This is a genomic window from Rhodococcus erythropolis NBRC 15567 (genome assembly GCF_001552595.1).
Taxonomy (GTDB): domain Bacteria; phylum Actinomycetota; class Actinomycetes; order Mycobacteriales; family Mycobacteriaceae; genus Rhodococcus_F; species Rhodococcus_F erythropolis.
This window is the reverse complement of record NZ_BCRM01000009.1, coordinates 87,767-113,516: the sequence shown is the minus strand read 5'-3', so window position 1 is coordinate 113,516 and position 25,750 is coordinate 87,767. Positions and strand designations below refer to the sequence as shown.

Genomic DNA, 25,750 nt, shown 5'->3' with positions numbered 1-25,750 from the left:
GCACTACCCAGTCAGCGATGGCCTGCCGACAACCGCGACGATCAGCGCGGCAAGTTCACCTTTGGCGTCCTCGGGCGAGAGCACTCCGACTACCGCCGCGTGCGAGAGGGCCTCTGCAGCACCGAATATCGCAGTCATCGATGGTTGTCCAAGCCCGTCGGCGCTGAAAGGAGCCAGCACCTCGCGACAACGCTCTGAATAGGCGCGTTCCGACTCGCGCTTGACCTGCTCCAGCTCGGGCGAGCCCTCCAGCGCTGCAAGCACTCCCGTCAGTTCACGCCCCTGTGCCAGCGAACATCCGACATAGGAGTCGGCGATGGCATTCGCCCGCCCGTTCACAGACTCCTCCGCAGCTTCGAGGTATTCCCCGAGCATCACCGTCTGACGATCGTCGAATTCCTTGAAGAGGGCCGCCAACAGCGCAGCGCGGGAGGCGAAATGGCTGTAGACGACCGGCTTTGCAACGCCGGCACGTTCAGCCAACCGGCCGAGGGTCAGCGCATCCGCGCCCTCCTCTCGCACCAGTGCCCACGACACCTCCACGAGTTGTTCGTACCTGTCGGCCCGCGACAGTCTCGTTCGTGCCATCGGACACCTCCTTGCGCTATATACCAATAGTAACCTACTCTTAGTACATAAGCGCACCATCTACCGAAGGAACGCTCATGACCACACTCGTCGTAGTCTCCCACTCCGATCCACAGTCACTTACCCAGCATGTCGCCCGTTCTACCTCCGACGCGATCCGCAACCTGGGCGGCGATGTCGACATCGCGGACCTACATGCCGAGAATTTCGATCCCCGATTCTCCAAAGCCGATGTGAACCTGTTCCGCGGCAAGGGAACTCCCCCGGCCGACGTTGTAGCCGAGCAGGACCGAATCGATCGAGCAGACGATCTGATTCTCGTGTTTCCGATGTACTGGTGGTCGATGCCCGCACTACTCAAAGGTTGGATCGATCGAGTCTTCGTCAGCGGATGGGCGTACGAGTTCACCCCGGGAAGCGAATTCGTGAAGAAACTGGACCGACTCACGGTCCACTTGATCCCGGTCGCGGGTGACGACGCGGAGAGTTTCGAACGCCACGGTGTGTACGAGGCCTTCCAGACACAGATCGAGCGCGGCATCATCGAATACTGCGGTGCCACACTGGGATCGACAACATTCGTTCACGAGTCGGACACGAAGCGCCGCGATACCCTCGCCGCAGAAATCCAAGACCTCAGCGAAAGCATCGCTGCCCGTGTCGCCTACCCTGCGACCGTGGCTTCCCGTTGACGGTCGGACATCGGTCAACTGACGCTTGACCGGCCCGTGACTGCCCAGTAGCGAAGCGTATCCCCCGTGTGACCGAGGTTGCGCGACAACTGATCAGCTGGGCGCACGCTGTCGAGTAGACCACCACACCCTTCGATTGCCTTACGTGAACCCGCGTTCGTTTCGTCGCAGGTAATCAGGACGCGACTGAGCCCCACCGGGTCGCCTGCATACGTGAGCACCTCCCGCAGAGCAGCCGACGCTAAACCTTTCCGGCGTTCCGACGGCCTGACCCCATAGCCGATGTGACCACCGACATCGGCCAAGAACTCATTCAAGCTGTGCCGCAACTGGATAGCGCCGAGGTACCTGCCGTCTCGAACGATCCACCAGTTGGTTGCCGGGACAATGTCGGGCCCCGGCACTGCCTCTGGCTGCGCCAACAACTCCTGCACCCACTGCCCGAATCCATCCCGGGAGGCAAGATCGAGATCTAGACGTTGCGTAACTCCCAGTGCCGAGCCGGGCTGATCCGCCTGCGGTCCGCCCCACTCGTCACGCGACTCCAACCAGGACGCCCACAAGGCCTCGTCAGGTGCAACCAGATCGACAGTCATAGCTGCGATGCTACTTCGCACCTGCAACGGTGCCGCTATTCCCCCGAACCGCCGCTGCCTAAGTCCCGAATCCGCTTGTCACGCCAGCAGACTGTGGATCTGATGGAGTCCGTATCCTCTGCGCCACCTGCCGGCCCATGTGATCGCATTCATCGAGACTGATCGTATGGAACCGACGAGGGAATCACAGTTCTCGAATCGACGTGACGACAACTGGCCTGACCGGTTTGGGTGCCGCGCCGCAACTCGGTGGACGCGGCGCGAGTTCGGAGACTGCCGTCTCCACGGCCCATCGCCGGCCGTCCACATGTGCGACGACGCATGTCCCGTCACTGGTCTGCTTGATGATTGCCAAATCGTCGATTCCGCAGCTTATTTGTTGTCGTACGGCAATTTCCGAAGCCTGCCCCGCAGGAGACCAGCAACTCCGTCCACGCAGGCCTGGCAAATGGACCTGATCTCGGGAAGCCACCTCCACGGCCGTGACACTCTCACCAGAGGACAGACGGCCGTACGTATTGCCGCTCGGCAGCAGGATCATCGACGGCGCAAATCGGTGCCCGCCAGTATGCGAACACTCCCACACCTGGGGTCCGAAGGACGACATCAGCGCTGCGGCAATCGGCCTACCGAACACAGCGCAGCATTGGTCACGCTTACCGTGCGCACAAACCAAGACGACTGGCTCGTCCACCGATTCGCCCAATCCTGGTGGAGGGCCGTCGAGTAGCGCGAAATCCATGTCGAGCAGATCAGCCGGTGAATCGATGCGCAACCGTTCGCACCACGAGTCGCTCGGATCGGAGCGCGCGAGCAAGACCGTGTGTCCATCAGTCAACAGATCGGTGCGGCCTGGTCGCCGAATGAACATGATTCGTACGTCGGCAGCGTCAGCTCGCCGACTCAGCTCGGCGGCAAGCTCCTCCCCCAAGGCCGTACCGTCCAGCACGTCACGACCCCAAGCGGCATTGAATTCGAGGCATACCCAACCCCGCACGACGGCAGCGCTGCCTGCCAACGGTTCGTCAACAGCAGACAGCGCGGAACAGGTCTCGGCTTCGATCACGAGCCCTATTGTGTCAGCCACGTTGAAAGTCGATCAGCCGTCCCAGTCAGCTCAGTAGAACTTCTTGCCCTCCGCGAGTTGGTTCACGAACTTCTCGATCCGCCTGGCGCGTGTCTCCGGACGCTTTGCCTCCTGCAGTCGGTACGCGATGGTGAATCGATTGGTGGAATTGAGCGTCGCGTAGAACTCGCGAGCCTTCGGGTTTTCCGCAAGCGCATCGAGAAAGTCCTTCGGGACCTCGGCCTTGGCTGCTCCCTCGTACGCGCGATCCCAGCGGCCGTCGGCCTTGGCCTTCTCTATCTCAGCGATGCCGGACGGCTCGAGGAGTCCCGCAGCGTCGAGGCGGGCGACTATCTCGACGTTGCGTTTGGACCACGGACTCCGCGCAGTGCGACGCGAAAACTTCTGCACGAAAAAATCGTCGTCGATTCGCCGGGAGAGGCTGTCGATCCAGCCGAAGCACAAGGCAACGTCCAACGCTTGGTCGTAGTCGATCGAACTGTGTGACGAGTTCTTCTTGGCCATTCTCAGCCAAAGCCCGGGGACCGCCTCGTGGTTCTCGCACAGCCATCGACGGAACTCTTCTCCGTCAGCGAAGTATTCGGTACCGAGTTCGACTGCCATCAGTGCTCCTCATTTTCGCGATACCCATACTCTGACAAAACCCTGCGACAAATATCCGAAAGTTCCGAGTGCGAGTACCCATTTGGCAATACTGACCGTCGAGGCGGCGCGAACCCTCGAGTCGGTGATGCTGTCGCGATGATCGAGGAAATGAAGGCCGACCACGTTCTCGACATAGTCGCCCGCCGCCGACAGCACCGGCGCTACGGCAAGCGCGCGCCGAGTTGCGGCCGAAAGGGGAACCCTCTCTCCGAGCCGCTTGCCTGCGGACCGCAAAGCCATCGCGTAGATCGCGGGATGTACGAAGTCCGGGTAGTAGTGACTACGAAATCGCGCCGTAGCCTCCGCATCCATGGAGTCCATGATCTCGAGGTACCGACGAGCGGAAAACGCCGTCTGCACTTCCAATACTTTAGGAGCCACCGGCCCGAGTAAACGCGCAATGTTTGCTTGTGAGACAACAAAAGCGGTGGTCCACAGTGCCATCGCATTCGCAGAGCCGGTTGGTGCCATGCCGTCGATCATTTCACTATTGGATCAACGCCGACGACAAGTGCAACCAGTTTGTCGAGGTCGATACGAGGCTCGGTGTTCTGGGAAATCGCTGCCAGCCGGATCGGCGAAGCTAGTGCCGCGAGAACAGTATCTGGATCAGTACCGTCCGGGACCTCGCCGCGTTCGATTCCACGGTGAATCATGACGGCTGCCGCATCGAATCGGGCGCGCCAGAACTGTGCGCGCGCAGCCAAGATTTCCGCGTCGTCGGTAGGCATCACACCCGTACGGGCCAGTGCCAATCCGGTGTCTGTCGCGAGCCAATCTTGGAGACTCCGAGCAAAAGTCCGAAGATCGCCGAAGAGTGTCCCGGTGTCAGGTATCGCCAAACCTGCATCCGTGAACTCGCGGAGAGCATCCACGACCAGCAAGTCGACCGTCGCCCATCGGCGGTAGATCGACGTTGGATGAACGTCCGCTTCGACCGCTATCGCGGCGATCGTCACCGACTGCGGTCCTAGTTCAGCAACCTTTCGCACAGTCGCTTCGATCACGGCCGTTCGGACCGCTCGACCCCTTTGCTTCATGGCCTCATTGTGCCAACCGCGACACCCCGTCATATCGCAACAACTACTTGCGATATGTTCGATACTAGAACGATTCCTTCAACCAGTGAGGCAGCGATTTACATGGTCATGTTCTTCGAAGTGCTATTTGTTCTCGCATCGGTCGCGATGGGATGGTTTGCCATATACGTCATTTACCGCCTGATCACGGACGAGTGACAATGACCTCTGTCGAGGATCTGGTCACTGGTGAATGAGTCCGCAAAAAGCGGGCATCCCGTATCGATCATCGGTCCGATAGCGGGGAGCGCGCATGTCGCCCAAGTCCAACCCGACTGTTCTGTTCATCCACGGACTCTGGATGCACCCGACCACGTGGGATCCCTGGGCGCAGGTTTTCAACGCGCAGGGGTACTCCACGATGGCACCCGGATGGCCAGGGGATGCGTCCACGGTGGGTGAGACGCGCGAACACCCGGAGGACATCGCGGGACACGGCATCGACGACGTGACGGACCACTACGCCAAGGTGATCGCTGATCTCGACGAACCACCGATCGTGGTCGGGCATTCGTTCGGAGGTTTGATCGCGCAGAAACTGCTGGGCCAGAAGTTGGCGACCGCGGCAATTGCCATCGACCCCGCTCAGCCCAAAGGTGTGTTGAAACTTCCTCTCGTTCAGCTTGGAAGCGTGTTCCCTGTCCTGTCCAACCCCGGCAACTACCGGAAGGCCTACTCACACAACAGAAAATCGTTCCACAAGTCCTTCGCCAGCGCCGTGTCCCAGGACGAGTCCGACGCCCTGTTCGAGCAGTACGCAATTCCCGCCCCCGGACGGCCGTTGTTCGAGGCAGCACTCGCCAACTTCGCGCCCCACAGCCCCGCTGCAGTGGATTTCAACGCCCGCCGCGGCCCCCTCCTGATGATCGGCGGCGGTAAGGATCGCACAGTACCGAAGGCCAGTTCGGACAGCTCGTTCAAGAAGTACGCCAAGGCCCCGACGATCAACGAATACAAGGTATTCGGCGACCGAGGTCACTCGCTGACCATCGACCACGGTTGGCGTGAGATCGCCGATTACAGCCTTGCCTGGCTCGACAAGCAGGGCATGAGCCCGCCACAAGGCAAGCACGAAAGTCAGTCCTAGCCGAACGCTTGAAACCGACGACGGTACACCTGGGGCGAGATTCCGAGATGAGTCGAAAATGCTCGTCGTAGGGATTCCGAACTGCCGAATCCCGCCAACTGCGCGGCTTCGGTCACCGAGTGGCCGGCATCGAGGAGCGCCTTCGCAGAGTCGAAACGGATCAACTCGACGTATTTGGCCGGCGTCGTCCCTAATTCTTCGCGAAAGAGCCTCGTCAGATGACGCGGGCTCAGGTGCGCCAGGGCAGCCAGTTGCTCGACCGAATACTCCCCCGCCGGATCGGCCGCGACTGCGTCGACCACTTCTCGCAGCGCAGGGACCCGAGGCCTCGGCCCACTGAGCGAGGGCGAAAACTGTGACTGTCCGCCTGGACGCTGGAGAAATACCACCAGAAGTTGTGCGACGCGTCGAGCCATTTCTGCACCATGATCACGCTCGAGCAATGCGAGCGCGAGGTCGATGCCCGCGGTCACACCCGCAGACGAGAACACCGCGCCATCCTGAATGAAGATGGCGTCAGGAACCACCGTGATCTGTGGATAGGCGCGCGCCAGCGTTGCCGTGTGTTGCCAATGTGTCGTAGCGCGGCGTCCGTCGAGCAATCCACTCGCCGCAAGAATGAATGTCCCGGTACAGATCGAGGCAACCCGGCCCGAACGCTCCGCCAGATCGCTTGCTGCCTCGCGCAGTTCCGGACTCACCGGCGTCGACGGGAACACGTCTCCACCCATGACCAGCAATGTGTCGAAAGAACCGGAATCTACAACGTCACGGTCGACCGGAATGCGCATCCCGGTCGACGAGTCGACATCGTGTCCACCTACCGAGCAGATCACCAACTCGTAGTTCGCCCCGCCGCGATTGGCTTCCGCGAACACCTCACTCGGACCTGCGACGTCGAGCAGTTTGACGCCGTCGAACACCAGGACGGCCACTCGATGCACTGCGGTCACGATGCGCTCTCCTTCGTCCTGATCTGTGGACAGTATGGCCGAGATCAGGGTGCGCCCGCGGGCGTGCTCGACCGACACTGGGATAGACCGAGAAATTCGCAGCAACGACGAGCAGAGCAGGTACCGATGACCACGATCATTGCCGGTGTGAAAATCCCCGATTCGAAGATGGCTGCCGACGCCACCGAGCTGGTACGAGATACGGCGTCCGAGTTACTGTTTCACCACTCGCGACGTGTCTTCCTCTTCGGATCGCTTCAAGGAGCGCGTCTGGGTCTGCAGGCCGACCCCGAATTGCTCTACGTCGGCGCCATGTTCCACGACCTGGGGCTCACCGCGAAATTCCGGGACAGTACGTCACGTTTCGAATTGGACAGCGCCGACGAAGCGCGGCGATTCCTCACCGGCTACGGAGTCGACGAAACCGACATCCGCACAGTGTGGGAAGGCATCGCTCTGCACACGACGCCCGAGATCCCCTCCCGATTGGAACCCGAAATCGCCTTGGTGACAGCGGGTGTGGAGACCGACGTACTCGGAATCGGATACAGCGAACTCGACCAGGCCGACATTGACGCCGTCACCGCGGCTCACCCGCGCCCGGATTTCAAGAATCAGATCTTGAAGGCTTTCACCGAAGGCTTCAAGCACCGTCCCGAAAGTACATTCGGGACGGTCAACGCTGACGTACTCGAACATTTTGTGCCGGGATTTCGGCACATCGATTTTGTCGAGGTCATCCAGAACTCGGCTTGGCCCCAATAGAATTCGCTGTCATTTGGCCGCCTCACTCATCGCAGCGGCATCTTCCGCCCCGAACTTTTCCTCGAGGGTCTCCGGCGAATAGTCGAGGTCGATCTCGGCGACGTCGCGCCCGCGCGCGGACTCGATCGCCGAAAGTCGGCGCTGCGCACGGTCTGCGGCGTACTCGAGGAACTCCTGATTGTCCAAACCGAACGGCTGCACCTCGAATTGATCGTTGACCCAGTTGATCATTCCGAGTGCCATGGGCATGAGTTCACCCATCCGCTGCTGGACGACGTCCCAGTTGTGATCGTCGGCGGCTACGTGCCTTCGGCAGGTGAACGTCCCCCAAGCCATGTGCCGTCGCTCGTCGTCACCGATCTTTCGCACCAATTGCTGCATGCCAGGCAGGATTCCGCGCGTCGCACAGACTTTCTGCCAGGCGTAGTAGCCCGTCAAAGCCAAACTGCCCTCGATGACGTGGTTGTACGTGACGCTGGCACGCACCTGGTTGACCGGACTCGGATCCGTCTCGAGAATGCGTAGCGACGAAGGCAACTCCTCGTAGAACAGTTGCCGGTAGTACGGATTGTCAGCGACGTAGGAATGCAGATCGCTGGTCAATCCCACTTCGTCCATCCACAGCCGAAAGACCTGGGTGTGCTTGGCTTCCTCGAAACAGAACTGCGTCAAGTACATCTCGTCGCCGAATCGCCCCTCAGCCGACATCGCTTTCATGAACGGTTGAATGTCTTCGGTGACGGCTTCTTCACCGGCAATGAACTGCGCGCACAGGAAGGTGGCGCTGCGCTGCTGCTCGCTGGTCAGCTCCTGCCAGTCACGAGCGTCCTGGGAAAAATCGAGGTCGGTTGGGTTCCAGAATTTGGCATTTCCCTTGGTGAACAATCGGAGTGGGAACGAATCCCAGTTCAACCCTCCCGACCGAAGAGTACTGAAACCTTCTCGCCCCGGCGAGGTGACAGTCATGACATTCCTTCTTCCCGAACCGAAGACAGATGCCCCATCAGCATGCCCGCAGAACTGAAACGTGAATCAGTTTTGGCGAAATTCGATCTATTCCTTCAGAGAAACGCCCTTGGTCTCCATCACTGCGAAGAGCTTGGCGTTCATCTGAGCCGCCAGATCCGGCCGATACGAGCCGATATTGAGCGGATTGGCTAGATTGTTCAGTTCCAAGGGGTCGGCTTGTAAGTCGTAGAGTTCGTATTGCGGCGCAGCAACTCCCGCAGGATCGAAGTACATCGTGTACTTCCACCGGCTCTCCCGGATGCAGCGGATGTGATTGGGCTGCGTGACGATGTTCTGACCGTCGGGCGTCGCACAATTCTGATCGTCGTAGGTGAACAGAATCGTGTCCTGAACCTGCGCGCTGGGACCGTGGGGGTAGGCGGCAGCGTCGATGATGACCGGTGTCAGATCGGTACCCGAGAAGTTCCACGATTCACGCGCTGGCGCTTGGGCGAGAGTGGCGAGAGTGGGCATCACGTCGATCAACGACGCCAAGGCGTCTGTGCGAACGGGTTCGGGAAACAGCAGGGGGTTGCTGATGACCAGTGGAACGCGCAGCGTTTCCTCGTAGGCGTTGAACACCTTCTGCCGCAAACCTCCGTGGCTCATCCCCATCTCTCCGTGATCGGACATCCGTACGATCACCGTGTCGTCGAGCATCTGCGGGGTGGCTTCGATCGCGTCGAGCACGCTGCCGATGTGTTCGTCGACCACCTTGTGCATGTAGGCGTAGAAGTTGATGTAGTTGCGTGCCTGATCAGGCCCGAGCAGCGGCCCGAGCCCGGCTGCGAGTAGCAATTCCGACTGAACCTGCGCTGTCGGTTTGTGATTGAGTGCCAGGATCTCGTCGAAAGTGGGCGGCAAGTCGATCCCCTGCTCGAAGGCACCTGGCGCGTCCGATCCATAGTTGTCGCACGTTCCGTTCATCGCATTCCAGGTCTGGGGGTACGCGAGGACGTCGTGTGGGTTCACGAACGAGACGATGAGCGCCCAAGGCTGCCCGGATGTGACCGCAGATCCGGAGAGGAAATCGACTGCCTCCTCGGCAACACGGCGATCATGGTCGGCGCACCCGCCACCGAAGTGGTCCGGATTGGTGTCCTGACCCGCGTCGGGGGGAATCCACCCTTCGAAGCCGAATCCCGCTACATCGTCACTTGTCGGATCTCCACCCTCGACGCCTTTGCTCAGATGCCACTTCCCCCGGTACTGAACGTTGTAGCCGGCCGACGCCAGCAGCTTTGCCATGTTCTGCTCGGAGACTTGCAACTGTGGCTCGGTGGGTGAGACAGTGCCGCCTTCGGTGAGGGTTCTGGTGACCCCGTGCTGCGCGGGAAAGAGGCCGGTGAAGAACGTACTACGACTGGGCGAGCACATCGCGGTATTGCACACTGCCTGGTCGAACGTCAGCCCGTGATCGGCAATCCTCTTGCGGTTGGGCAGATTCTGATCAGCCCAGCCCTGCGGCCAATACATCGGCCGGCGCTCCTGATCGGTGATGATGACAACGATGTTGGGTTTCTGCGGAAACCGATCGGCGGGCGATGCTTTCGCCGGCGCCGCGCTCGCCGCGCCGGTTGCCACGTCTGCCACTCCGGCGAGGACAAGAGCACCGACGCCACCGAGGAACGTCCGGCGCGGCAATGAATGACAGTGCGAGGCAAGAACGTTCTCTGGGTTCACGGGCGTCGTCCTCTCGGAGGCGTTGTGGCCCCAGAGTTGACCGAATCAGTGTTCGCTACACATGCGCGAGCAAACTGCCTCGGCGCTGATCAGTTCGATGACTCGATCCGCGCAGCGCAGCGGATCCGGTGTCCGGCCGATACCGAGAGGGTCGACAATCGAAATCGTCCTTCGCACGTCAGCCTCCTCGACACCCCACGACCAACCGAAGTCGTGATTCCAGAGCAGAACCGCATTCTTCCCCGGATGGTTTCGGGCATGAACTGGCAGAACGATCACCGCATCCATACTCGGTCCCTGCGGCCATCGGACGGTCTCACCGTGAACGGATCGTGCTACCGCGTCGACGTATTCGTGTGCGGACCAGTCGTTGCCGTTGGTATGCATGGAAGTACATTCGGTGCCGCACGCGTAGCGGATGGGTTCCTGCTGGAACTGATCGAGTATTGCGCTTTCAGGAAATGAACGGCAACACAACGGATTCGAATTGGCGATGGCCGTCGCGATGGACACTGTGGCCGGTACGGAACGAGACCAATTCGCAGCGCGCGACGGTGGCGGCAACAGCGTCGAGGCGATCGGGATCCACCATCCCGCCCAGACCTCCACGCAGGAACAACATGTCAGCCTCGATGAGCGGCAACCGATCCCACCACTGCGGATCCGGTCGGCGGAACTGCTCGAGCGCGGACCGCGTCATCGAGCGATCGAACGTCAGCGCAGCTCGCGGATGCCGCACCAAACTTGTTGTTGCATGCCACAGTTCTGGCACACTCGGCAATTTCCTCGCGAATACCTGTTCTGCGTCACCTGCGCGTAGCGGCAACGGTGCTTCCTCGATGACCAACTTCCGCACCACGGTGGGTCGTTTCTGCGCGATCAACGACGCCGCGTGCCCGCCGAGCGAATGGCCGACGAGGTCCACCTGATCGAGTTCGAGATGATCACACACGTCCATGACGTCGTCGGCGAACTCGTCGAACAGATACGACGACGCCCGAGCGCTCCGGCCGTGGCCGCGAAGATCGACCGAGACAACTCGCCGGTTGCGTGATCGCAAGGTCCGCGCGAACTTGTCCCAGGTACCGCTGTCGCCACCCATTCCGTGCACGAGGACTACCGGAGGCAGATCGGCAACACTGGGATGCGAGCCGGAATCGCGGTAGCTGATCTGGACCCCGCCGGCACTTCGTACGTTAGCGACACTCACGAGTTCCCAGGATAGACCTGTCCTCGTGGATTGCTGAAGCTGTCAGCCGAGGCGGCAACTGCCCTGGCCGCGTGACCTCGTCGTAGCGACCGAGCCCGATCCTCGCGATGTTGCGCAGCGACTCGCTTGCATCGGCGAAGTATCCACAATGCCCTCGAATGGCACCGGTGTCGAAAACAACAGCTCCGTGCTGCGCCCGAACTGGAGACGGGCCGTGCCCGAGGCGACCGATCTTCACGCGTGGGAAATACCGAATCCAGTCCGACGGCCCCAGCGCGGCCCAGAGATTTCCGGCAAAGCACAGGTCTTCGCGAGAACTGGTCCCCATCCCCGGGCTACCAAGCACCACACAATCGTCTACTCGCGCCGACGGGAGGGCGAGTCCGCACACCACGGCCCCGTAGCTGTGTCCGATGAGCGTGACATGCGCCGAACGCGGCAGGATGTGTGTCAATCGCGCCAGATCGATCGCACCGCGTTCTGCGAGTGTCCGCGAGAACGACTCGAGAAATCCCCACGGCGTCCTATAGCCGACCCACACGATCACCGCGACTTGATCGTCCGGTCCGAGCGTTCGGAGCATTCTTCCCAGTGTCCATCCGCTCGCTCGTGGTCCGGTCGGACGGTTCTCGTCGAAGTAGTTTCCCAATCCGTTGTCGTTGCCAGGCACGAAGATGACGATGTGCTCGGCTGTGGCGACATCGCCGAACACCTCCACGATCCGGCCTTCGCCAGACTCGTCGTACGCCAGAAGTTGTGCGTCGTGCAGCTCCGTCTGCTCGTAGTGAAGTCGATCGGTTCCGGAAACTTCAGGTCGACCCGCCGTTGCCATGACACTCCTCGTAAAGAGTTGCAACGGTGAGAATCATTGCAACGGTTACTTTTTGAATGTCATCAACGCTAGGAGCCGAGCGACGGCATGACGATGGTGCCAACGCCCCTACTGTTCGTACAGTCGACTCGACCAGGCGGGTACAGCTGGCTATACCTGCGAGCTCATTCGTACACACCCTCCACCGACCATCCACCGCCTTCACAGATCATCAGCAGCGCACGCGATTCCTCCAACAGAACCTGAGCCCGCGCCGCCGTGCGTGCCGAGGCAGCGTCCCACCATCGCTCGTCAACCGGCCAGGGCCCGGCCCACCCCTGCACTGCCCATTCCTTGCTCCCCCACTTCAGCCTTCCCGGCTGCGAACTGAAGACACCGCGCTCAGTGACGTACACGGCGTTACCGGCCACATCCCCCAGCCACACCTTGGGATTGTCGACGAAGATCGACCCCGGAGACGGCTGTGGCAGACGGCCCGGCCACGGGGCTGTCGGATCATGGGTAGCTACCCGCTCGTCACCCAAGGGCAACAAGGTAATTCGCTCCAAGGGCCCTCGACCTCCGCTCAGGACACCGACCTGAACCGATTCGCCACCCAGAAGACCCTGCACGCGCACCAATGCTCGCCTGGCTCGCTCCTCCTCGTCGCCGACACCGCCCCACAGCCCCAACTGCAAAGCGCCGGCACTGACTACCTCCACCGGTTCCAGACGCAACACGGCTATGCCTGCGGTTGGCCGGGTCTCACTGCGCCCGGTGAGCCAGCCATCCAGTTGCCATCGCACTCGATCGGCCGTTCCCTCCGGCGTCAGAGGTTCGGCGCAACGCCAAGTCCGAGAAAGATTTTCACCGTTACCCGTGCTGGCCGAAATCGACAGACGGGTGCACGCCACCGCGGCAGCAGACAACTTGTCGTGCAGGAGACTCGCCAAGGCGCGCCCGGCAAACGCTGCGGCATCCACCCGCTCGATCGACGGATCGTAATGCTGCTCCACCTCCAGGTCCGGCGGAAGTGTCCGCGCCGACGGTGGCCGTTCGGGTTCACCGCGCGCCGCACGATGCGCGAGCACCGCATCGGCACCGAAACGCGAAGCGACGTCCACTGCCGGTAGATCCGCAAAAGCACCGATGGTTCTGATCCCGAGCCTACGCAGCAGATCCACCAACTCCCCGCGATGCGGTGCAGACAGGCTGGGCTCGGCAGCCAACTCCGGCATGGGTAGCGGCGCCAGAAACCGTGCTCCCTCCCCCGGCGGCACCAGCGCTGCCCGGCGCGCGGCAATGACCGCCGTGGACAGCTGATCTGCCACCCCCACCTGACTCTCGACACCCGCAGCAGATGCCTGATCCACCAATCGTTCCGCCGCAGCTTCCTCAGAACCGAAGTACCGACTGACACCACGCGCGCTGAGCACCAACAAACCAGGACGGAGTACCTCGACGCCCGGTGCCACCGCGTCGATGGCCGCGGCCACCGGCTCGAACAATCTTGCATCGCGTTCCGGATCTGCCATCGCCACATACAGTTCCGGGCAGCGAGCCTGCGACTCGCGTCGGCGCAGGCCTCGTCGCACTCCCTCCGCACGAGCCGTCGCCGAACATGCGATCACCCGATTACCCGAGGTGACCGCGACGGGATGTGTGGCCGGAAGATCGGCAAGCGCTGCCGCTGCCACCGCCGGCCAGTCCGGGCACCACAACGCCAGAACTCTGCTCACAGTGACACCACCTGCGACGACACCACCTGCTCCGGCATCACCTGCGACGACACATCCTCGACCGGCCGAGAAGGTACCCACTCGACCCGCCCGGCTGCACTGCAGATGTCCAGACGCGTGGTCCGGGGCTGGAACGAGCGCCCCCGAGCACGAACCGCGAGGCTCAGGGAACTGAGCCGTCCACGCCCCAACTCCCGACCCTGACCGAACCCACCATAGCCATGAACCCGAGCGTCCAACCGAACCTCGGCTCCGTCCCAGTGACCTTCGGTGACAACAAGAGTCGAGCCCTTGCTCCGAGCACGTGCGACCACCGCCCGAGCACGCGACGGGGATACCGACGCACCCGCCAATCCCAGAATCACCAGATCCATACCGTCGAGCAGCACGGCGGCGATCTCGACCGGATCCGGCCCAGGCGCCGGAATGAGTGCCAGACGTTCCAGTTGCGCACCCATCTCGTACGCTGCCAGCAATCCCAATCGAGGCTGCCCGATGACTGCAACATGTCCTCCGGACGCCGTCACCGATGCGACCAATCCCAAAAGCAAGGACGCTGCACCCTCGACGGACACCACGGTTCCCCGCACCAAACCGCCCTGCGGTAACAATGCGGCGATACCCTCCGGGACCGGGAGGACACCGGCTTTGTGCGCACGGTCCACAACCGGCCTGTCCCGGTCGGCAACACTCTCGGAGGCCGCTGCACTTGTCCCGGAAACACCAGCCACAGGAACACCGGCCACAGAAACACCAGGTCCGGAAACACTCGGTCCCGAAAACGACGTATCGCCTCGCGAGGGAATGGACGCGATCTGTCGGCGGAGCTGTGCCAGCCGATCCTGACGGGACAACCCCGCCGCATCTGCCGACAGCTCTACCAACTCGGTCACCTCGGTCATCCCCATCCTCCGGAACACCGGAAAAACTCACTCGGCAGCAATCCATAACCAGCCGGCAAACCGCGGGGAAGTCGGGTCTGACATGCATCCAACGAACAGCAATTTCGAACATATTTTCGAACTGTTTTCAGTAAACCGTGTCACCCCCGACACGTCAAGCAGAGCCAAAAACCCAGTTCACAGGAGCCTCGAGCGTCACAGTGGCATCAATCCATTAACCTTGAGATGTGACAGCTCAAGAGCAGACCGGGAGGGGCATCGGGCCCGAATACCTGCTGGCGGGGCGGTACCGACTCCGCTCCAAGATCGGCGACGGAGGGATGGGCGCCGTCTGGCTGGCCCGCGACACCCTCCTCAGCCGCGACGTCGCGGTGAAACAGGTCACAAGTACGGAAGGCCTCGACACCGAAACGGCCGAAGAGGTCCGCGAACGTACATTGCGCGAGGGCAGGAACGCCGCAAAGCTCACCCATCCCCACTCCATCGCCATGTACGACGTCGCGATCGAGTCCGGCGAACCCTGGCTGGTCATGGAGTACTTCCCGGCTCGCAGCCTCGCCCAGGCCATGAACCTGGCGGACACGTTGCCACCACTCGAAGTCGCGCAGATCGGCGCGCAGATCGCTGCGGCACTCACCGAAGCGCACGCCGCCGGCATCGTCCACCGCGACATCAAACCCGGCAACATCCTGATCGCCGACCGAGGCAAGTCCCTCGGCACCGTCAAGATCAGCGACTTCGGCATCGCCCGCGCAAAGAGCGACGTGTCCGACACCCAGGACGAGGTCATCACCGGCACTCCCGCGTACTTCGCACCCGAAGTTGCCCGCGGCGACGACCCCACCGAGGCCAGCGACGTCTTCTCACTCGGGTCGACGCTCTACACGGTGATCGAGGGCCAACCGCCCTTCGGCATCGACTCGGACGCCATCGCCCTACTGCATCGTGTCGCCAAGGCCGAGATCTACCGACCCACCAAGTCTGGACCGCTCACCGATGTTCTCCTTCAGCTCCTCGAGCCGGACCCGACCCGTCGGCCGACGATGGCTCAGGCACGCGACGCGCTCGCCGCAGCCGCGACCGGCGGCGGCACGATCGATCAGTTGATCGACGCTCCCGTCTACTCGTCCGAGGGCGCCGTGCCGGCCTGGGCTCACCGCACCACACAACTCGCCGACCCACACCGCCGCAATCGCCTGACCGGCTCCACGGTCACCGGACTTCCTGCAGTGCAACAGAACACGCCACTGCGAAACGTTCCCAGTCCGATGGACATGTTCTCCTGGCCGCCGCGGATGCCGACCGGACCCGCCGATGCCAGCACCCGCGACAAGGTAGTCGCGTGGGCTCCCCTCGCCATGACCGGCATGGTCGCCGTCATCGTCTTGGCCGCACTGATCGTCGTCATCCTGGTGTTCACCGCCTGACTGGTGTTCACGGTCTGAGCACAAGCTTCACGCAGGCAGAATGTTTGCATTGAGGTGAAACACGTTGTCCGGGTCGTACTTCGCCTTGACTGCGGACAACCGCGCGTACTTCCCCGCGCCGTAGGAAGCTCGCACTCGGTCCTCGTCGACGTCGGTCATGAAGTTGACGTACCCGCCTTGGTTGGATGAGAACGGACGCAAGGCTTCCCAGGTCTCACGCACCCACGATCGATCCAATTCCAGCGTCCCGGCATCGGTGGCCGTCGCCGTCATATTGCACACGTAATGCGGTGTGCGAGAACCACCGAACGCTGTGTCGTCCTCGCCGACGGAAGTGAAAGCTCCCTGCAGCGGAAAGATCGGCATGAAGGACATCGGCGACGATTTCTTGCCCGCTTGTTCGGTCAGAACATCGATCACGTCGTCGGAGAAATCCACCAGGTCCAAAGCCTTCTCATAGGCGTACGCACCCCACGGTTCCGATTCGTCGAGCATCGACTGCAAGCCGACGTACGGGATCGGAGTGACGAACTCGAAAAGCGTCGGCAAGCCCTCTCGAATCGGCGCAATCGCGTTCGAGTGTTCTACTTCCGATCCGAAACCGGCTACCAGCAACGCGTATCCGGGCAGTAGGTGAAATTGATCCGGGACAAACGGCGCCGGCGGCGCGGACAAACTGACGGCAACCATCGCACCCGCATTTCTCGGCAGGGCAGGCACTACCTCGCGGCACAGACGAAGCGCTGCGGGTCCGTCCTCCATCCCCCAGAAGAACAGTCCCAGATGCACTTCCGGACCGATCTCGCTCAGACGGTACTCGAACTCGGTGACCACTCCGAAATTTCCGCCGCCACCGCGCAGTGCCCAGAACAAGTCGCTGTGATCGTTCTCGGAGGCTCGAACGATCGAACCGTCGGCGAGCACCACCTCTGCCGACACCAGATTGTCGATCGCCAGGCCGAGCGTGCGGGTCAACCACCCCATGCCACCACCGAGTGTCAGGCCACCGACGCCGGTATCACTGATCACTCCGCCGGTCACCGCCAACCCGTGTTCCTGCGTCGCCTTGTCGAGGTCGGCGATCGTCGCACCACCACCGACCCTGGCTCGCTTCGCTGACGGGGCGACGCTGACTACGTTGATCGCACTGAGATCGATCATCACTCCGCCTTCACACACCGATGTGCCTCGGTAGGAATGCCCGCCACCTCTGACCGAAACCTCCAACGAATGGGCTCTGGCAAATGCAAGTGCCACAGCCACATCCGACGCCGACCGGCACCTGGCGATCACCGCCGGACGATGATCGATCTGCCCGTTCCAGATCGATCTGGCGTCGTCGTACTCCGGATCTCGGGGGCCGAACACAGAACCTGTGATCGCCGATTTCAGTGGCGCGAACTCGACCGTCGTCATCACGCACCTCCCCCATCGGGCGTCGCGGTGACCAGCAGGTACTCCCACTCCATCGTGAACGGTTCGCTTCCGCTGCCGTACCTTTCCGCCAACTCGAGCAGATCGCGGTCCAGCGCCTGCGTTCGGTCGGGATCGCCGGCGATGTTCCGGTACACCGCGATGGTCGGCCCGTAATTCTTCTTGAAGAAATCACGGAACTCTTCCGGCCCGCTGAATGTGTCCACACGAAGTACGTCTTTCCTCGAGGCCACATCGCCGAGCAGATCACGAACATGGTTCTCATCGCCCCACAAAGGCGCCGGCTGCGAACCAGGAGGCGGCGGCGGTGCGTACGGCTTCATCGTTTTGAACATCTCGCCGATGAATCCCGTCGGAGTCCAACTCAGCACTCCGATCTTTCCGCCGGGTCGGCATACTCGCACAAGTTCGTCCGCGGCGCGCTGATGATGCGGTGCGAACATCACACCGACGCACGAAAGCACCACGTCGAACTCGTTGTCGCCGAAAGGAAGAGCCTCGGCATCGGCCTCCTGCCAGTCCAATTCGACTCCGGCGAGGGAAGCGGCCTCCTTACCCGCTACGAACAATTCGGGAGCCAGGTCAGTGGCGATCACCTGCGCACCCAGCGCGGCCGCCGGAATGGCGGCATTGCCGGACCCCGCCGCGACGTCCAGCACGCGGTCACCCTTCTGCACACCGCACTCGCCGACCAGTACCGGCCCGAGTTCCGCAATGACCTGCGTGGCCACCGCCGGATAGTTACCGAGACCCCACATGGCCCGATGCTTGGCCTTCAGCTCACGATCCAGCCCGAGCGTTTCCGTCGATTCACTCATTACCGTTCTCCTTCAATATTTTTGGTACTCGGAGCCCAACAACCTCGGAGCCCGACAACATTCATGCCGTTACTTCGACGCTACGACGACGGTTCACTCCTCTCCAGTACGAAATCTGTACCGGAGCACTCCAGAGGCCTACGATCGAGTGATGGGGTCCTCGTACCACCAGTTCTGCCCCGTCGCCAAGGCGATGGAGCTACTCGACGAGCGGTGGACGCTGCTTCTCCTGCGCGAACTGATGATGGGAAGCGACCATTTCAACGATCTCCGACGCGGACTTCCGCGAATGTCACCGACTCTGCTCTCCACGCGGCTGCACCAACTCGCGATCGCCGGCATCGTGGAGCGAGAAGAAACCGACTGCGTCGTCAGTTACCGATTGACCGACGCGGGCCGAGAACTGCGCCCTGTGGTCGAAGCTCTCGGAATCTGGGGTACCAGGTGGATCGGCGAGCTGGGCGATGAAGACCTGGATCCGAAACTGCTGCTGTGGGACATGCATCGACGCGTGGATCACTCCGTGGTTCCCGACGGAAAGACCGTGGTGCACTTCGTTTTCTCCGGAGTGCGTGAACATTCGCGAAACTGGTGGCTCGTCATCAATTCCGGGGAGGTGGACATGTGCGATATCGATCCGGGTTTCGACGTTGCGGTGTCGGTCTCTGCGGGCTTGCGACCGATGACCGAGATCTGGCGCGGTAACCTGACCTGGTCGGACGCCATACGGTCAGGTGACGTCACCATTTCGGGGCCTACGGCGTTGCGTCGTAGCTTGCCTTCGTGGTTCGAACTGTCGACTTTCGCATCGATCCCGCGCCCCGTGTAAAGCGCGCTCACCAGCCCCGTTCCGTCCTGTTACAGAGCTGTTTCAGACCGTGACACCGTCGACGAACGGCGACCACCTGACGGTGACACTGACCGAGCAGTCTCTGTTGTATGCCCAGCCACCGCGGAATAATCCGCCTCGCCGCACTCGGTGCAGTCGCACTGGGTGCGCTCACGCTCAGCGCATGCTCGTACACAGAAGAAGCAAAGCCCAAGAGTGGTAATTACCTTGCCACTCAGCCTGATTCAGGACCCGCAGGCGGCGAGATCGAGGACGGCATCAGCGTGCAGGATACCCATGTACCTGCACTGGCCCGTCTCGATTCCGCCCTTCTCGCGGCGCTGCAGTCGGCAGCGGCCGACGCACAGGCCTCCGGAGTGAACATGCACGTCACCTCGGGTTGGCGGTCCGCCGCATACCAACAGCGACTGTTCGACGAAGCCGTCGTCAAGTACGGCAGCATGAACGAAGCGTCCAAATGGGTGCACTCCCCGAGTCTGTCGAAGCATGTCAGCGGACAAGCCGTCGACATCGGACCGACCGACGCCGACGACTGGCTCATCCAGCACGGCAATGATTACGGCCTCTGTCAGACCTATGCCAACGAGATGTGGCATTTCGAATTGGCAACCACTCCCGGCGGGGAATGCCCGCCCCAACTGAGCAACCCTTCGGACGAGAGAGCGGAAGGCTGATCATGACACGAGTCAAACCCGCGAGACTGATTGCCGCACTGGCACTCCTGATCCTCGGAGTCGTCGAATTCGAACTGGCAGTCAACACTACTGGTGGTCAGATCGTCGACCAACAACTCATGGTGGGCGCGGCCACCTCCGAAGGACTCAGTGTGTTCTCCACCGAGTTCATCGGCCTCGTCACTCCGATACTGATAGTGGGAGGAGTGCTCGTGGCACTCATGATCACATTGCGCAACAACCCGATTGCGCTGGCCCTACGCGTCGTCGTCGTGACCCTCGGTCCCATCACGACGGCCTGGGTTCTCAAACAATCGTTGGATCGACCGGACCTGAACGGCCTGGTGATGCACAATTCCTTCCCCAGCGGCACGCTGACGGCCATCGCTGCTCTGGTCTGCGCGATCGTGCTCGTCACACCCTCGAGGTGGCGGGCAGTCGTTGCAGTCAACGGTGCGCTGATCACCATCGGGACCGCGATCTCGGTAGTCGCGTTGCAATGGCACCGGCCGAGTGACGTGATCGGTGCGCTACTGCTCGTCGGCTGTTACACCCTCGCCGTGTCGGCATTTCCGTTGAACACCAGCGTCGCACGGCACGCAGTACTGGCGGACTCAGGCAACGAACGGCTCTCGAAAGTGTGACCCCTGTACCCTTGGCTGACCGAGATTCCTCCGACCGCAGAAGGCCCCTGATCATGGCGAGTCCAAGGTGAGCGCATGGTGAGCATTCTTTTCATAGAAGACGATCCAGCGGTAGCCGAGGCAATCACGTTGGGACTGAACCGACTCGGGCACAACGTCAGCCATCGACCCGACGGTAACGGCGATTTCGACGACGTCCTCGGCTCCACCGACCTCGTCCTACTCGACCTCGGACTGCCAGGAGCCGACGGTTACGAGATCTGTCGACGCATCCGTACGCGCAGTTCGATCCCGATCATCATCTTGACCGCCAGATCCGACGACATCGACACTGTTGCGGGCCTCGAGGCCGGTGCCGACGACTACGTCGTCAAACCGGCCAGTCCGCGTGTCCTCGATGCTCGGATCAAAGCCGTCGTGCGGCGCTCGGCACCCGCAACGACGCGTTCAGATGTGGCGCCGGGCGCAGAGAAGTTCGGCGACCTGGAATTGGATCGGTCGTCCTTGCAGGTACGCAAGGCCGGGATGCTGCTGACCCTGACTCCGACCGAACTCCGACTGATACTGGCGCTGACCGAAAACCCCGGACAGGTTCTCAGCCGCAGGCAGTTGTTGTCCGCAGCCTGGGACCAGGAATACCTGGGCGACTCACGAATCGTCGATGCAGCAGTGCAGCGGCTGCGCGGAAAGATCGAGGACGACCCAGCCGCACCGACCGTGATCGAAACGGTGCGCGGGTTCGGGTATCGCTTCAACACCAGCCCGGCCCGATGAGACCGACCTGGCTTCGGGTCGACGGTCTGCGGACCAGGCTCGTGCTCGTGTTCATCGCAATCGTCGTGATCATCGCCGGAGCAACCGCAGGCGTCGTCTCGTTCATGGCGCGGTCGTGGATCTATTCCAACGCTCAGGACGTGGCAACGGCACAATTTCGCGACGAACTGCAGTACAGCAACGGACCGCCGGTAGACGGGCTGACACCTGACACCCTCGGACAGATCTTCCAGTCCGACATGACTCTGATCGTCGACGGCGAAGTCATCCGTCAAGGATCAGTGGATGCGGCAACGATCCCACCCAGCTTCGAAGAGGGTTTGGACAGTCCCAAACTGATCCGCTTCGAGAGACTCGACTCCCAGCGCATCATGTTGGGAATGTCGGTCAATGTCGTGGACATGACTGCAGACGACGGCTACGACAACGAGACACTGGTCAAAGCCGTCACCATCCGGCCGCTGGTAGGGGTGCAGGACAAGTTCGACGACCTGCTTCGAGCTGTCGGTCTCACCCTCGCGGCGGGTGTGCTGGTGAGCGGTCTGCTCGGACTCTGGATCGCGTCGACGCTGGTCCGTCCGCTCAAACGCCTGGACGAGGCCGCCGCCCGCGCCGCCGACGGCGACCTGAGCGTCCGGCTCCCCGAAGACGGAGTAGCCGAACTTGCCCAGGTCACAACAACTTTCAACAACATGGTCGCTCGCAACGAAGCGGTCATCCGAGGTCTGGAAGAATCGGAAGAGCAGTCGAGAAGATTTGTCGCCGACGTCTCCCACGAGCTTCGAACGCCGCTGGCGGCATTGGTTCCGGTCAGCGAAATCCTCCGCGAAGAGATCCCCAATCTTCCGCCAGACGCCGCCGCTGCAGCGCGCATCGTGAGCAGTGAGATCGGCAAGCTCACTCGACTTGTCGAAGATCTGATCGAAATGTCGCGCCACGACTCACAACAGGCGCGTCTCGTCCTCGACGACGTCGACCTCGTCGAATTGACCGAGCGCACACTCGAGAGCCGAGGTTGGACAGAAACCGTCGAACTCCGTGCACCCGAAAGCGTCAGCACCAGAGTGGATTCGCGTCGAATCGACATAGTCGTCGCCAACCTCGTCGGCAACGCACTGCGCCACGGAGCGCCTCCGGTTCGCGTCGAGTTGAGCGCAGAACCCGGTTTCTCCGTCATCACCGTCGTCGACCACGGCCCCGGCATCTCACCCGAAGACCGGCAGGCGATTTTTCGGCGGTTCTACAAGGTCGACACCGCGCGCGGACGCAGCGAAGGCAGCGGACTCGGGCTCTCCCTCGCCGTCGAGAACGTGCACTTGCACGGCGGCACCATCGGCGTCGACCAGGTGGACGGGCGCACGATCTTCACGGTTCGCCTGCCCCATCGCTGACCCATTCCCGAGCGAACGTACCTTTCGGCGCACCCAAGGCGATCGTCGTACCGTTCGCTCGAAAAGGGGTGGGCACTTCGCACCCTGGGCCGCCCAAGTTTGACCAAATAATGGGATTCTGGTTTCAACATGTGAAACTACGCGAGTAGCGTCGGCATCGTCGAACAGCGTAGAAATCGGAGGGCACCATGACGCAGGCGTCGCGGTTGGAAAAGACGGCCGTCTCCCCGAAGGCGTGGACGATGCTCGGAATCGGCGTCGCAGCCCAGGCCGCAGGCACCGTCTTCGTCAGCACCCCCGCCTTTTTGATCCCCCTGCTGCATTCCGAGCACGGTCTCTCGTTGACGCAAGCCGGAACCCTGGCCGCTGCACCCACTTTCGGCATGGTTCTCACCTTGGTGGCGTGGGGAGCGATGGCTGACAGATTCGGTGAGAAATGGGTCATCTCCATCGGGCTCGCGCTGACGACGATCGCCGCGCTCGCCGCGACCACCACCGACAACTACGCCCTCCTCGGGATCGCATTTCTACTGGGCGGAATGGCTGCGGCGAGCACCAACGCCGCCAGTGGGCGTGTTGTGGTCGGCTGGTTTCCCAAGGATCGGCGCGGCCTTGCGATGGGCATCAGGCAGATGTCACAGCCACTGGGCGTGACCATTGCGTCGTTGACCATCCCGACTCTCGCCGCGAACGTAGGAATCGGCTCGGCCGTCGGACTGTCGGTGGCGCTCAACGGCGTCCTCGCCCTGATCTGTGCCGTCGCATTGGTCAATCCCCCGCGCCCGGCGGCACGGTCCACAGATATCCCGGTCGAGACGATCAACCCTTATCGCTCGAACTGGTTCCTCTGGCGCATTCACGTCGTCTCGGCACTGCTGGTATTTCCGCAGTTCACCCTCTCGACGTTCGGTCTGGTCTGGCTGATCAGCGAGCAAGGCTGGGATGCGGCGCCCGCTGGACTCCTGATCGGGATCTCCCAGTTCGTGGGTGCGCTCGGCCGCATCGTCGTCGGCATCTGGAGTGATCGTGCCGGAAGCAGAGTAGGCCCGCTGAGGTTGGTTGCCGTCTCCGCGTCCGCGGTCATGTTGGCCATGGCAGCAGCCGGCGCAGCGCCTTGGGGCGTGCCGGCCCTGATCCTGCTGCTGGCAACCACCGTCAGCGTCGCCGACAACGGTTTGGCGTTCACATCCGTCGCCGAAGCTGCCGGGCCGAAATGGCAAGGAAAAGCGTTGGGCGCACAGAACACCGGCCAGTTCATTGCCGCGTCAGCAGTGGGCCCGGTGGTCGGTGCGCTGATCGGCGCGGTCGGCTACCCGCTCGCTTTCGCGATAGTCGCGGCATTTCCAGCCGCGGCAATCCCCTTGGTGCCCAGCCGAGATCGCGACATCAGCGTCTAGTCCCTCATCGGATTCGGTTGCACTGCAGGTCCCGTCAGATCACAATGCGGCTTGCAGGCAACCGAATCCGCTTCCTGAACAGGCTCGACTGCCGGAGTACGAATCAGCGTCGCGGCGATCGCCGCACCGATCAACAGCAGCGCCACACAGATGTACATCGCGTACCGGAAACCGTCGGAGAAACTCGACGGATCGACCAGGCTCTCGGCATCGATACCCACCAGGGCAGGCAAGGCCGCAACCGCAAGAAGCTGGCTCGTGCGAGCAACGGCATTGTTCACACCCGACGCGATTCCGGACTGCTCCACCGGCACCGAGCCGAGCACGGCGGCGGTCAACGGCGCCACCATCACCGCCAGGCCGAGCCCGAAGACCAGAACTCCCGGCAGCACGACGGTCAGGTACGACGCATCCGGGCCGATCCGCGTCATCAACACCAACCCCACCGCGGCAACGGCGGGCCCGACCGTCATCGGCAATCGCGGTCCGTGCGTCTGCGCGTAACTGCCCGCGCGCGAAGACAACAGCAACAATGCCAAGGTGATCGGTACCGTTGCGACGCCGGCAGCCACCGGCGAGTACCCCGCGACCAACTGCAATTGCAGCACGAGCAGGAAGAACACACCGCCAAGCGCCGCATAGACCGCGAGAGTCACCAGATTGGCCGCGACGAACATCCGCGAACGAAACAGGGACGGCGGCACCAACGCACTCGGCGATCGACGTTCCACCACAACGAACAGGCACAGCGCGAGCACCCCGACCAGCCCGACTATCGGGTTGACTTCGATCAGCCCGTACGTCAGCGCCCCGAGACCGACTACTGCGCAGGCAGATCCGACCACATCCAGGTGCTCGGGCGGATGCGGATCGCGGCTCTCGGGCACGTGGCGCACCGCTGCCCACACCACGACGATCGCCAACGGAATGTTGAGCAGGAACACCGATCGCCATCCCGCCACTTCCACCAGCCAACCACCGAACAGCGGACCGATAGCGCCAGCGACACCACCCAAGCCCGACCACAAGCCGATCGCCGCACCGCGGTCCTCCTCGCGAAGTGACGCGGAAATGATGGCAAGGCTGCCAGGCGTCAAGAGCGCAGCTCCCACTCCCTGCAGGATCCGCGCAATCACCAGAAACGTGATGTCAGGTGCAATTCCGCACAGCAACGACGCGACCGCGAACCAGACCGTCCCCCACACGAATACCCGCCGCCGACCCCAACGATCGCCGAGGGCTCCCCCGAGCAGTATCAGCGACGCCAATGCCAAGGTGTATCCACTCAGAGTCCACTGCAGCCCGGCGACACCGGAATTCAAGTCCTCGCCGATGTGCGGCAGAGCAATGTTGACTACGGTGCCGTCGAGGAGAGCCATGCTCGAGCCGAGAACGGTGGCGGCGACAACCCAACGCCCACGTTTCGACGCGAGCGCCAGTGGTTCCGTCATCGGTCCATGGTGCGCCTTCACTCGCAATCGCGAAAGGGTGCGCGG

The 25,750-nt window shown here is 62.1% G+C and carries 27 protein-coding genes; 10 read left to right on the top strand and 17 right to left on the bottom strand.

Translation table 11 applies throughout. From position 1 onward, the window contains the following. Nucleotides 1-3 precede the first annotated feature (3 nt). The gene (locus tag RE4_RS14770; protein WP_060938824.1) at nt 4-588 is read right to left on the bottom strand and encodes a TetR/AcrR family transcriptional regulator; all 585 of its coding nucleotides are present in this window, start codon (nt 586-588) and stop codon (nt 4-6) included. 77 nt (nt 589-665) lie between these two features. On the opposite strand from RE4_RS14770, the gene RE4_RS14765 reads away from it, so the two are divergent. Further along, nucleotides 666-1,280: an NAD(P)H-dependent oxidoreductase gene (locus tag RE4_RS14765; RefSeq protein ID WP_042951329.1), complete on the top strand. Its 615-nt coding sequence runs from the start codon at nt 666-668 to the stop codon at nt 1,278-1,280. Between the two features lie 14 nt (nt 1,281-1,294). Here the strand turns inward: RE4_RS14765 and RE4_RS14760 are convergent, their stop codons facing one another. The 5 genes from RE4_RS14760 to RE4_RS14740 form a co-directional block, all read right to left on the bottom strand. Then, on the bottom strand, nt 1,295-1,876 hold the full coding sequence (locus tag RE4_RS14760) for a GNAT family N-acetyltransferase (protein WP_060938823.1): 582 nt from the start codon (nt 1,874-1,876) through the stop codon (nt 1,295-1,297). Nucleotides 1,877-2,060: 184 nt separating this feature from the next. Then, complete coding sequence (locus tag RE4_RS14755) at nt 2,061-2,963, bottom strand: ferredoxin family protein (RefSeq protein ID WP_370671297.1); 903 nt, start codon at nt 2,961-2,963, stop codon at nt 2,061-2,063. 30 nt (nt 2,964-2,993) lie between these two features. Beyond that, nucleotides 2,994-3,566, bottom strand: coding sequence for a YdeI/OmpD-associated family protein (locus RE4_RS14750; protein ID WP_020969090.1), 573 nt, complete (start codon nt 3,564-3,566; stop codon nt 2,994-2,996). 9 nt (nt 3,567-3,575) lie between these two features. Continuing rightward, nucleotides 3,576-4,079, bottom strand: a complete 504-nt coding sequence (locus tag RE4_RS14745) for a hypothetical protein (RefSeq protein WP_060938866.1) — start codon at nt 4,077-4,079, stop codon at nt 3,576-3,578. An 8-nt stretch (nt 4,080-4,087) separates the two neighbouring features. After that, entirely contained in the window at nt 4,088-4,648 is a 561-nt protein-coding gene (locus RE4_RS14740; RefSeq protein ID WP_158630212.1) for a TetR-like C-terminal domain-containing protein, read from the bottom strand. 292 nt (nt 4,649-4,940) lie between these two features. On the opposite strand from RE4_RS14740, the gene RE4_RS14735 reads away from it, so the two are divergent. Continuing rightward, complete coding sequence (locus RE4_RS14735; RefSeq protein ID WP_019747617.1) at nt 4,941-5,774, top strand: alpha/beta hydrolase; 834 nt, start codon at nt 4,941-4,943, stop codon at nt 5,772-5,774. Here RE4_RS14735 and RE4_RS14730 read toward each other — a convergent pair. After that, the gene (locus tag RE4_RS14730; RefSeq protein ID WP_060938865.1) at nt 5,771-6,727 is read right to left on the bottom strand and encodes a GlxA family transcriptional regulator; all 957 of its coding nucleotides are present in this window, start codon (nt 6,725-6,727) and stop codon (nt 5,771-5,773) included. The two genes, RE4_RS14735 and RE4_RS14730, sit on opposite strands and share 4 nt — an antisense overlap. 126 nt (nt 6,728-6,853) lie before the next feature. Between RE4_RS14730 and RE4_RS14725 the strand changes: the two genes are divergently transcribed. Then, a complete protein-coding gene (locus RE4_RS14725; RefSeq protein ID WP_019747615.1) occupies nt 6,854-7,492 on the top strand; it encodes an HD domain-containing protein in 639 nt (212 codons plus the stop codon). Between the two features lie 9 nt (nt 7,493-7,501). Here RE4_RS14725 and RE4_RS14720 read toward each other — a convergent pair whose 3' ends face one another. The 7 genes from RE4_RS14720 to imuA' all read right to left on the bottom strand — a co-directional run bounded on the left by RE4_RS14720 (nt 7,502) and on the right by imuA' (nt 14,845). Further along, nucleotides 7,502-8,458: a R2-like ligand-binding oxidase gene (locus RE4_RS14720; RefSeq protein WP_060938821.1), complete on the bottom strand. Its 957-nt coding sequence runs from the start codon at nt 8,456-8,458 to the stop codon at nt 7,502-7,504. 87 nt (nt 8,459-8,545) lie between these two features. Continuing rightward, complete coding sequence (locus RE4_RS14715; protein ID WP_060938820.1) at nt 8,546-10,183, bottom strand: sulfatase family protein; 1,638 nt, start codon at nt 10,181-10,183, stop codon at nt 8,546-8,548. Between the two features lie 45 nt (nt 10,184-10,228). Next, on the bottom strand, nt 10,229-10,570 hold the full coding sequence (locus RE4_RS14710) for a DUF6292 family protein (protein ID WP_020906953.1): 342 nt from the start codon (nt 10,568-10,570) through the stop codon (nt 10,229-10,231). Nucleotides 10,571-10,637: 67 nt separating this feature from the next. Continuing rightward, a complete protein-coding gene (locus RE4_RS14705) occupies nt 10,638-11,393 on the bottom strand; it encodes an alpha/beta fold hydrolase (RefSeq protein ID WP_019747611.1) in 756 nt (251 codons plus the stop codon). Continuing rightward, on the bottom strand, nt 11,380-12,225 hold the full coding sequence (locus tag RE4_RS14700; RefSeq protein ID WP_060938819.1) for an alpha/beta hydrolase: 846 nt from the start codon (nt 12,223-12,225) through the stop codon (nt 11,380-11,382). Before RE4_RS14700 ends, RE4_RS14705 begins: the two co-directional genes overlap by 14 nt. A 164-nt stretch (nt 12,226-12,389) precedes the next feature. Beyond that, nucleotides 12,390-13,943 carry a DNA polymerase Y family protein gene (locus tag RE4_RS14695; RefSeq protein WP_029254945.1) on the bottom strand — a complete coding sequence of 518 codons (1,554 nt, stop codon included), beginning with the start codon at nt 13,941-13,943 and terminating at the stop codon, nt 12,390-12,392. Continuing rightward, entirely contained in the window at nt 13,940-14,845 is a 906-nt protein-coding gene (gene imuA' / locus RE4_RS14690) for a DnaE2-dependent mutagenesis accessory factor ImuA' (protein ID WP_060938818.1), read from the bottom strand. Before imuA' ends, RE4_RS14695 begins: the two co-directional genes overlap by 4 nt. Nucleotides 14,846-15,072: 227 nt before the next feature. Between imuA' and RE4_RS14685 the strand changes: the two genes are divergently transcribed. After that, on the top strand, nt 15,073-16,272 hold the full coding sequence (locus tag RE4_RS14685; protein ID WP_020906948.1) for a serine/threonine-protein kinase: 1,200 nt from the start codon (nt 15,073-15,075) through the stop codon (nt 16,270-16,272). A 27-nt stretch (nt 16,273-16,299) separates the two neighbouring features. Here RE4_RS14685 and RE4_RS14680 read toward each other — a convergent pair whose 3' ends face one another. Beyond that, complete coding sequence (locus RE4_RS14680) at nt 16,300-17,688, bottom strand: FAD-binding oxidoreductase (protein WP_019747606.1); 1,389 nt, start codon at nt 17,686-17,688, stop codon at nt 16,300-16,302. Continuing rightward, entirely contained in the window at nt 17,688-18,524 is an 837-nt protein-coding gene (locus RE4_RS14675; protein ID WP_019747605.1) for a class I SAM-dependent methyltransferase, read from the bottom strand. Before RE4_RS14675 ends, RE4_RS14680 begins: the two co-directional genes overlap by 1 nt. A 151-nt stretch (nt 18,525-18,675) precedes the next feature. Here RE4_RS14675 and RE4_RS14670 point away from each other — a divergent pair, with 151 nt between their 5' ends. The 6 genes from RE4_RS14670 to RE4_RS14645 all read left to right on the top strand — a co-directional run bounded on the left by RE4_RS14670 (nt 18,676) and on the right by RE4_RS14645 (nt 24,254). Further along, nucleotides 18,676-19,353 (top strand): winged helix-turn-helix transcriptional regulator, encoded by a 678-nt coding sequence (locus RE4_RS14670; protein ID WP_029254940.1) that lies wholly within the window; start codon nt 18,676-18,678, stop codon nt 19,351-19,353. 110 nt (nt 19,354-19,463) lie between these two features. Next, complete coding sequence (locus tag RE4_RS14665) at nt 19,464-20,048, top strand: M15 family metallopeptidase (protein WP_020969077.1); 585 nt, start codon at nt 19,464-19,466, stop codon at nt 20,046-20,048. A 2-nt stretch (nt 20,049-20,050) separates the two neighbouring features. Further along, nucleotides 20,051-20,692 (top strand): phosphatase PAP2 family protein, encoded by a 642-nt coding sequence (locus tag RE4_RS14660; protein WP_060938817.1) that lies wholly within the window; start codon nt 20,051-20,053, stop codon nt 20,690-20,692. Between the two features lie 75 nt (nt 20,693-20,767). Beyond that, a complete protein-coding gene (locus tag RE4_RS14655) occupies nt 20,768-21,466 on the top strand; it encodes a response regulator transcription factor (protein ID WP_060938816.1) in 699 nt (232 codons plus the stop codon). Then, on the top strand, nt 21,463-22,857 hold the full coding sequence (locus tag RE4_RS14650; RefSeq protein ID WP_060938815.1) for a sensor histidine kinase: 1,395 nt from the start codon (nt 21,463-21,465) through the stop codon (nt 22,855-22,857). Before RE4_RS14655 ends, RE4_RS14650 begins: the two co-directional genes overlap by 4 nt. Before the next feature lie 188 nt (nt 22,858-23,045). Next, on the top strand, nt 23,046-24,254 hold the full coding sequence (locus RE4_RS14645) for an MFS transporter (protein ID WP_060938814.1): 1,209 nt from the start codon (nt 23,046-23,048) through the stop codon (nt 24,252-24,254). Here RE4_RS14645 and RE4_RS14640 read toward each other — a convergent pair. Then, the gene (locus RE4_RS14640; protein ID WP_060938864.1) at nt 24,251-25,705 is read right to left on the bottom strand and encodes an MFS transporter; all 1,455 of its coding nucleotides are present in this window, start codon (nt 25,703-25,705) and stop codon (nt 24,251-24,253) included. The genes RE4_RS14645 and RE4_RS14640 overlap by 4 nt on opposite strands. Between the last annotated feature and the right edge of the window lie 45 nt (nt 25,706-25,750).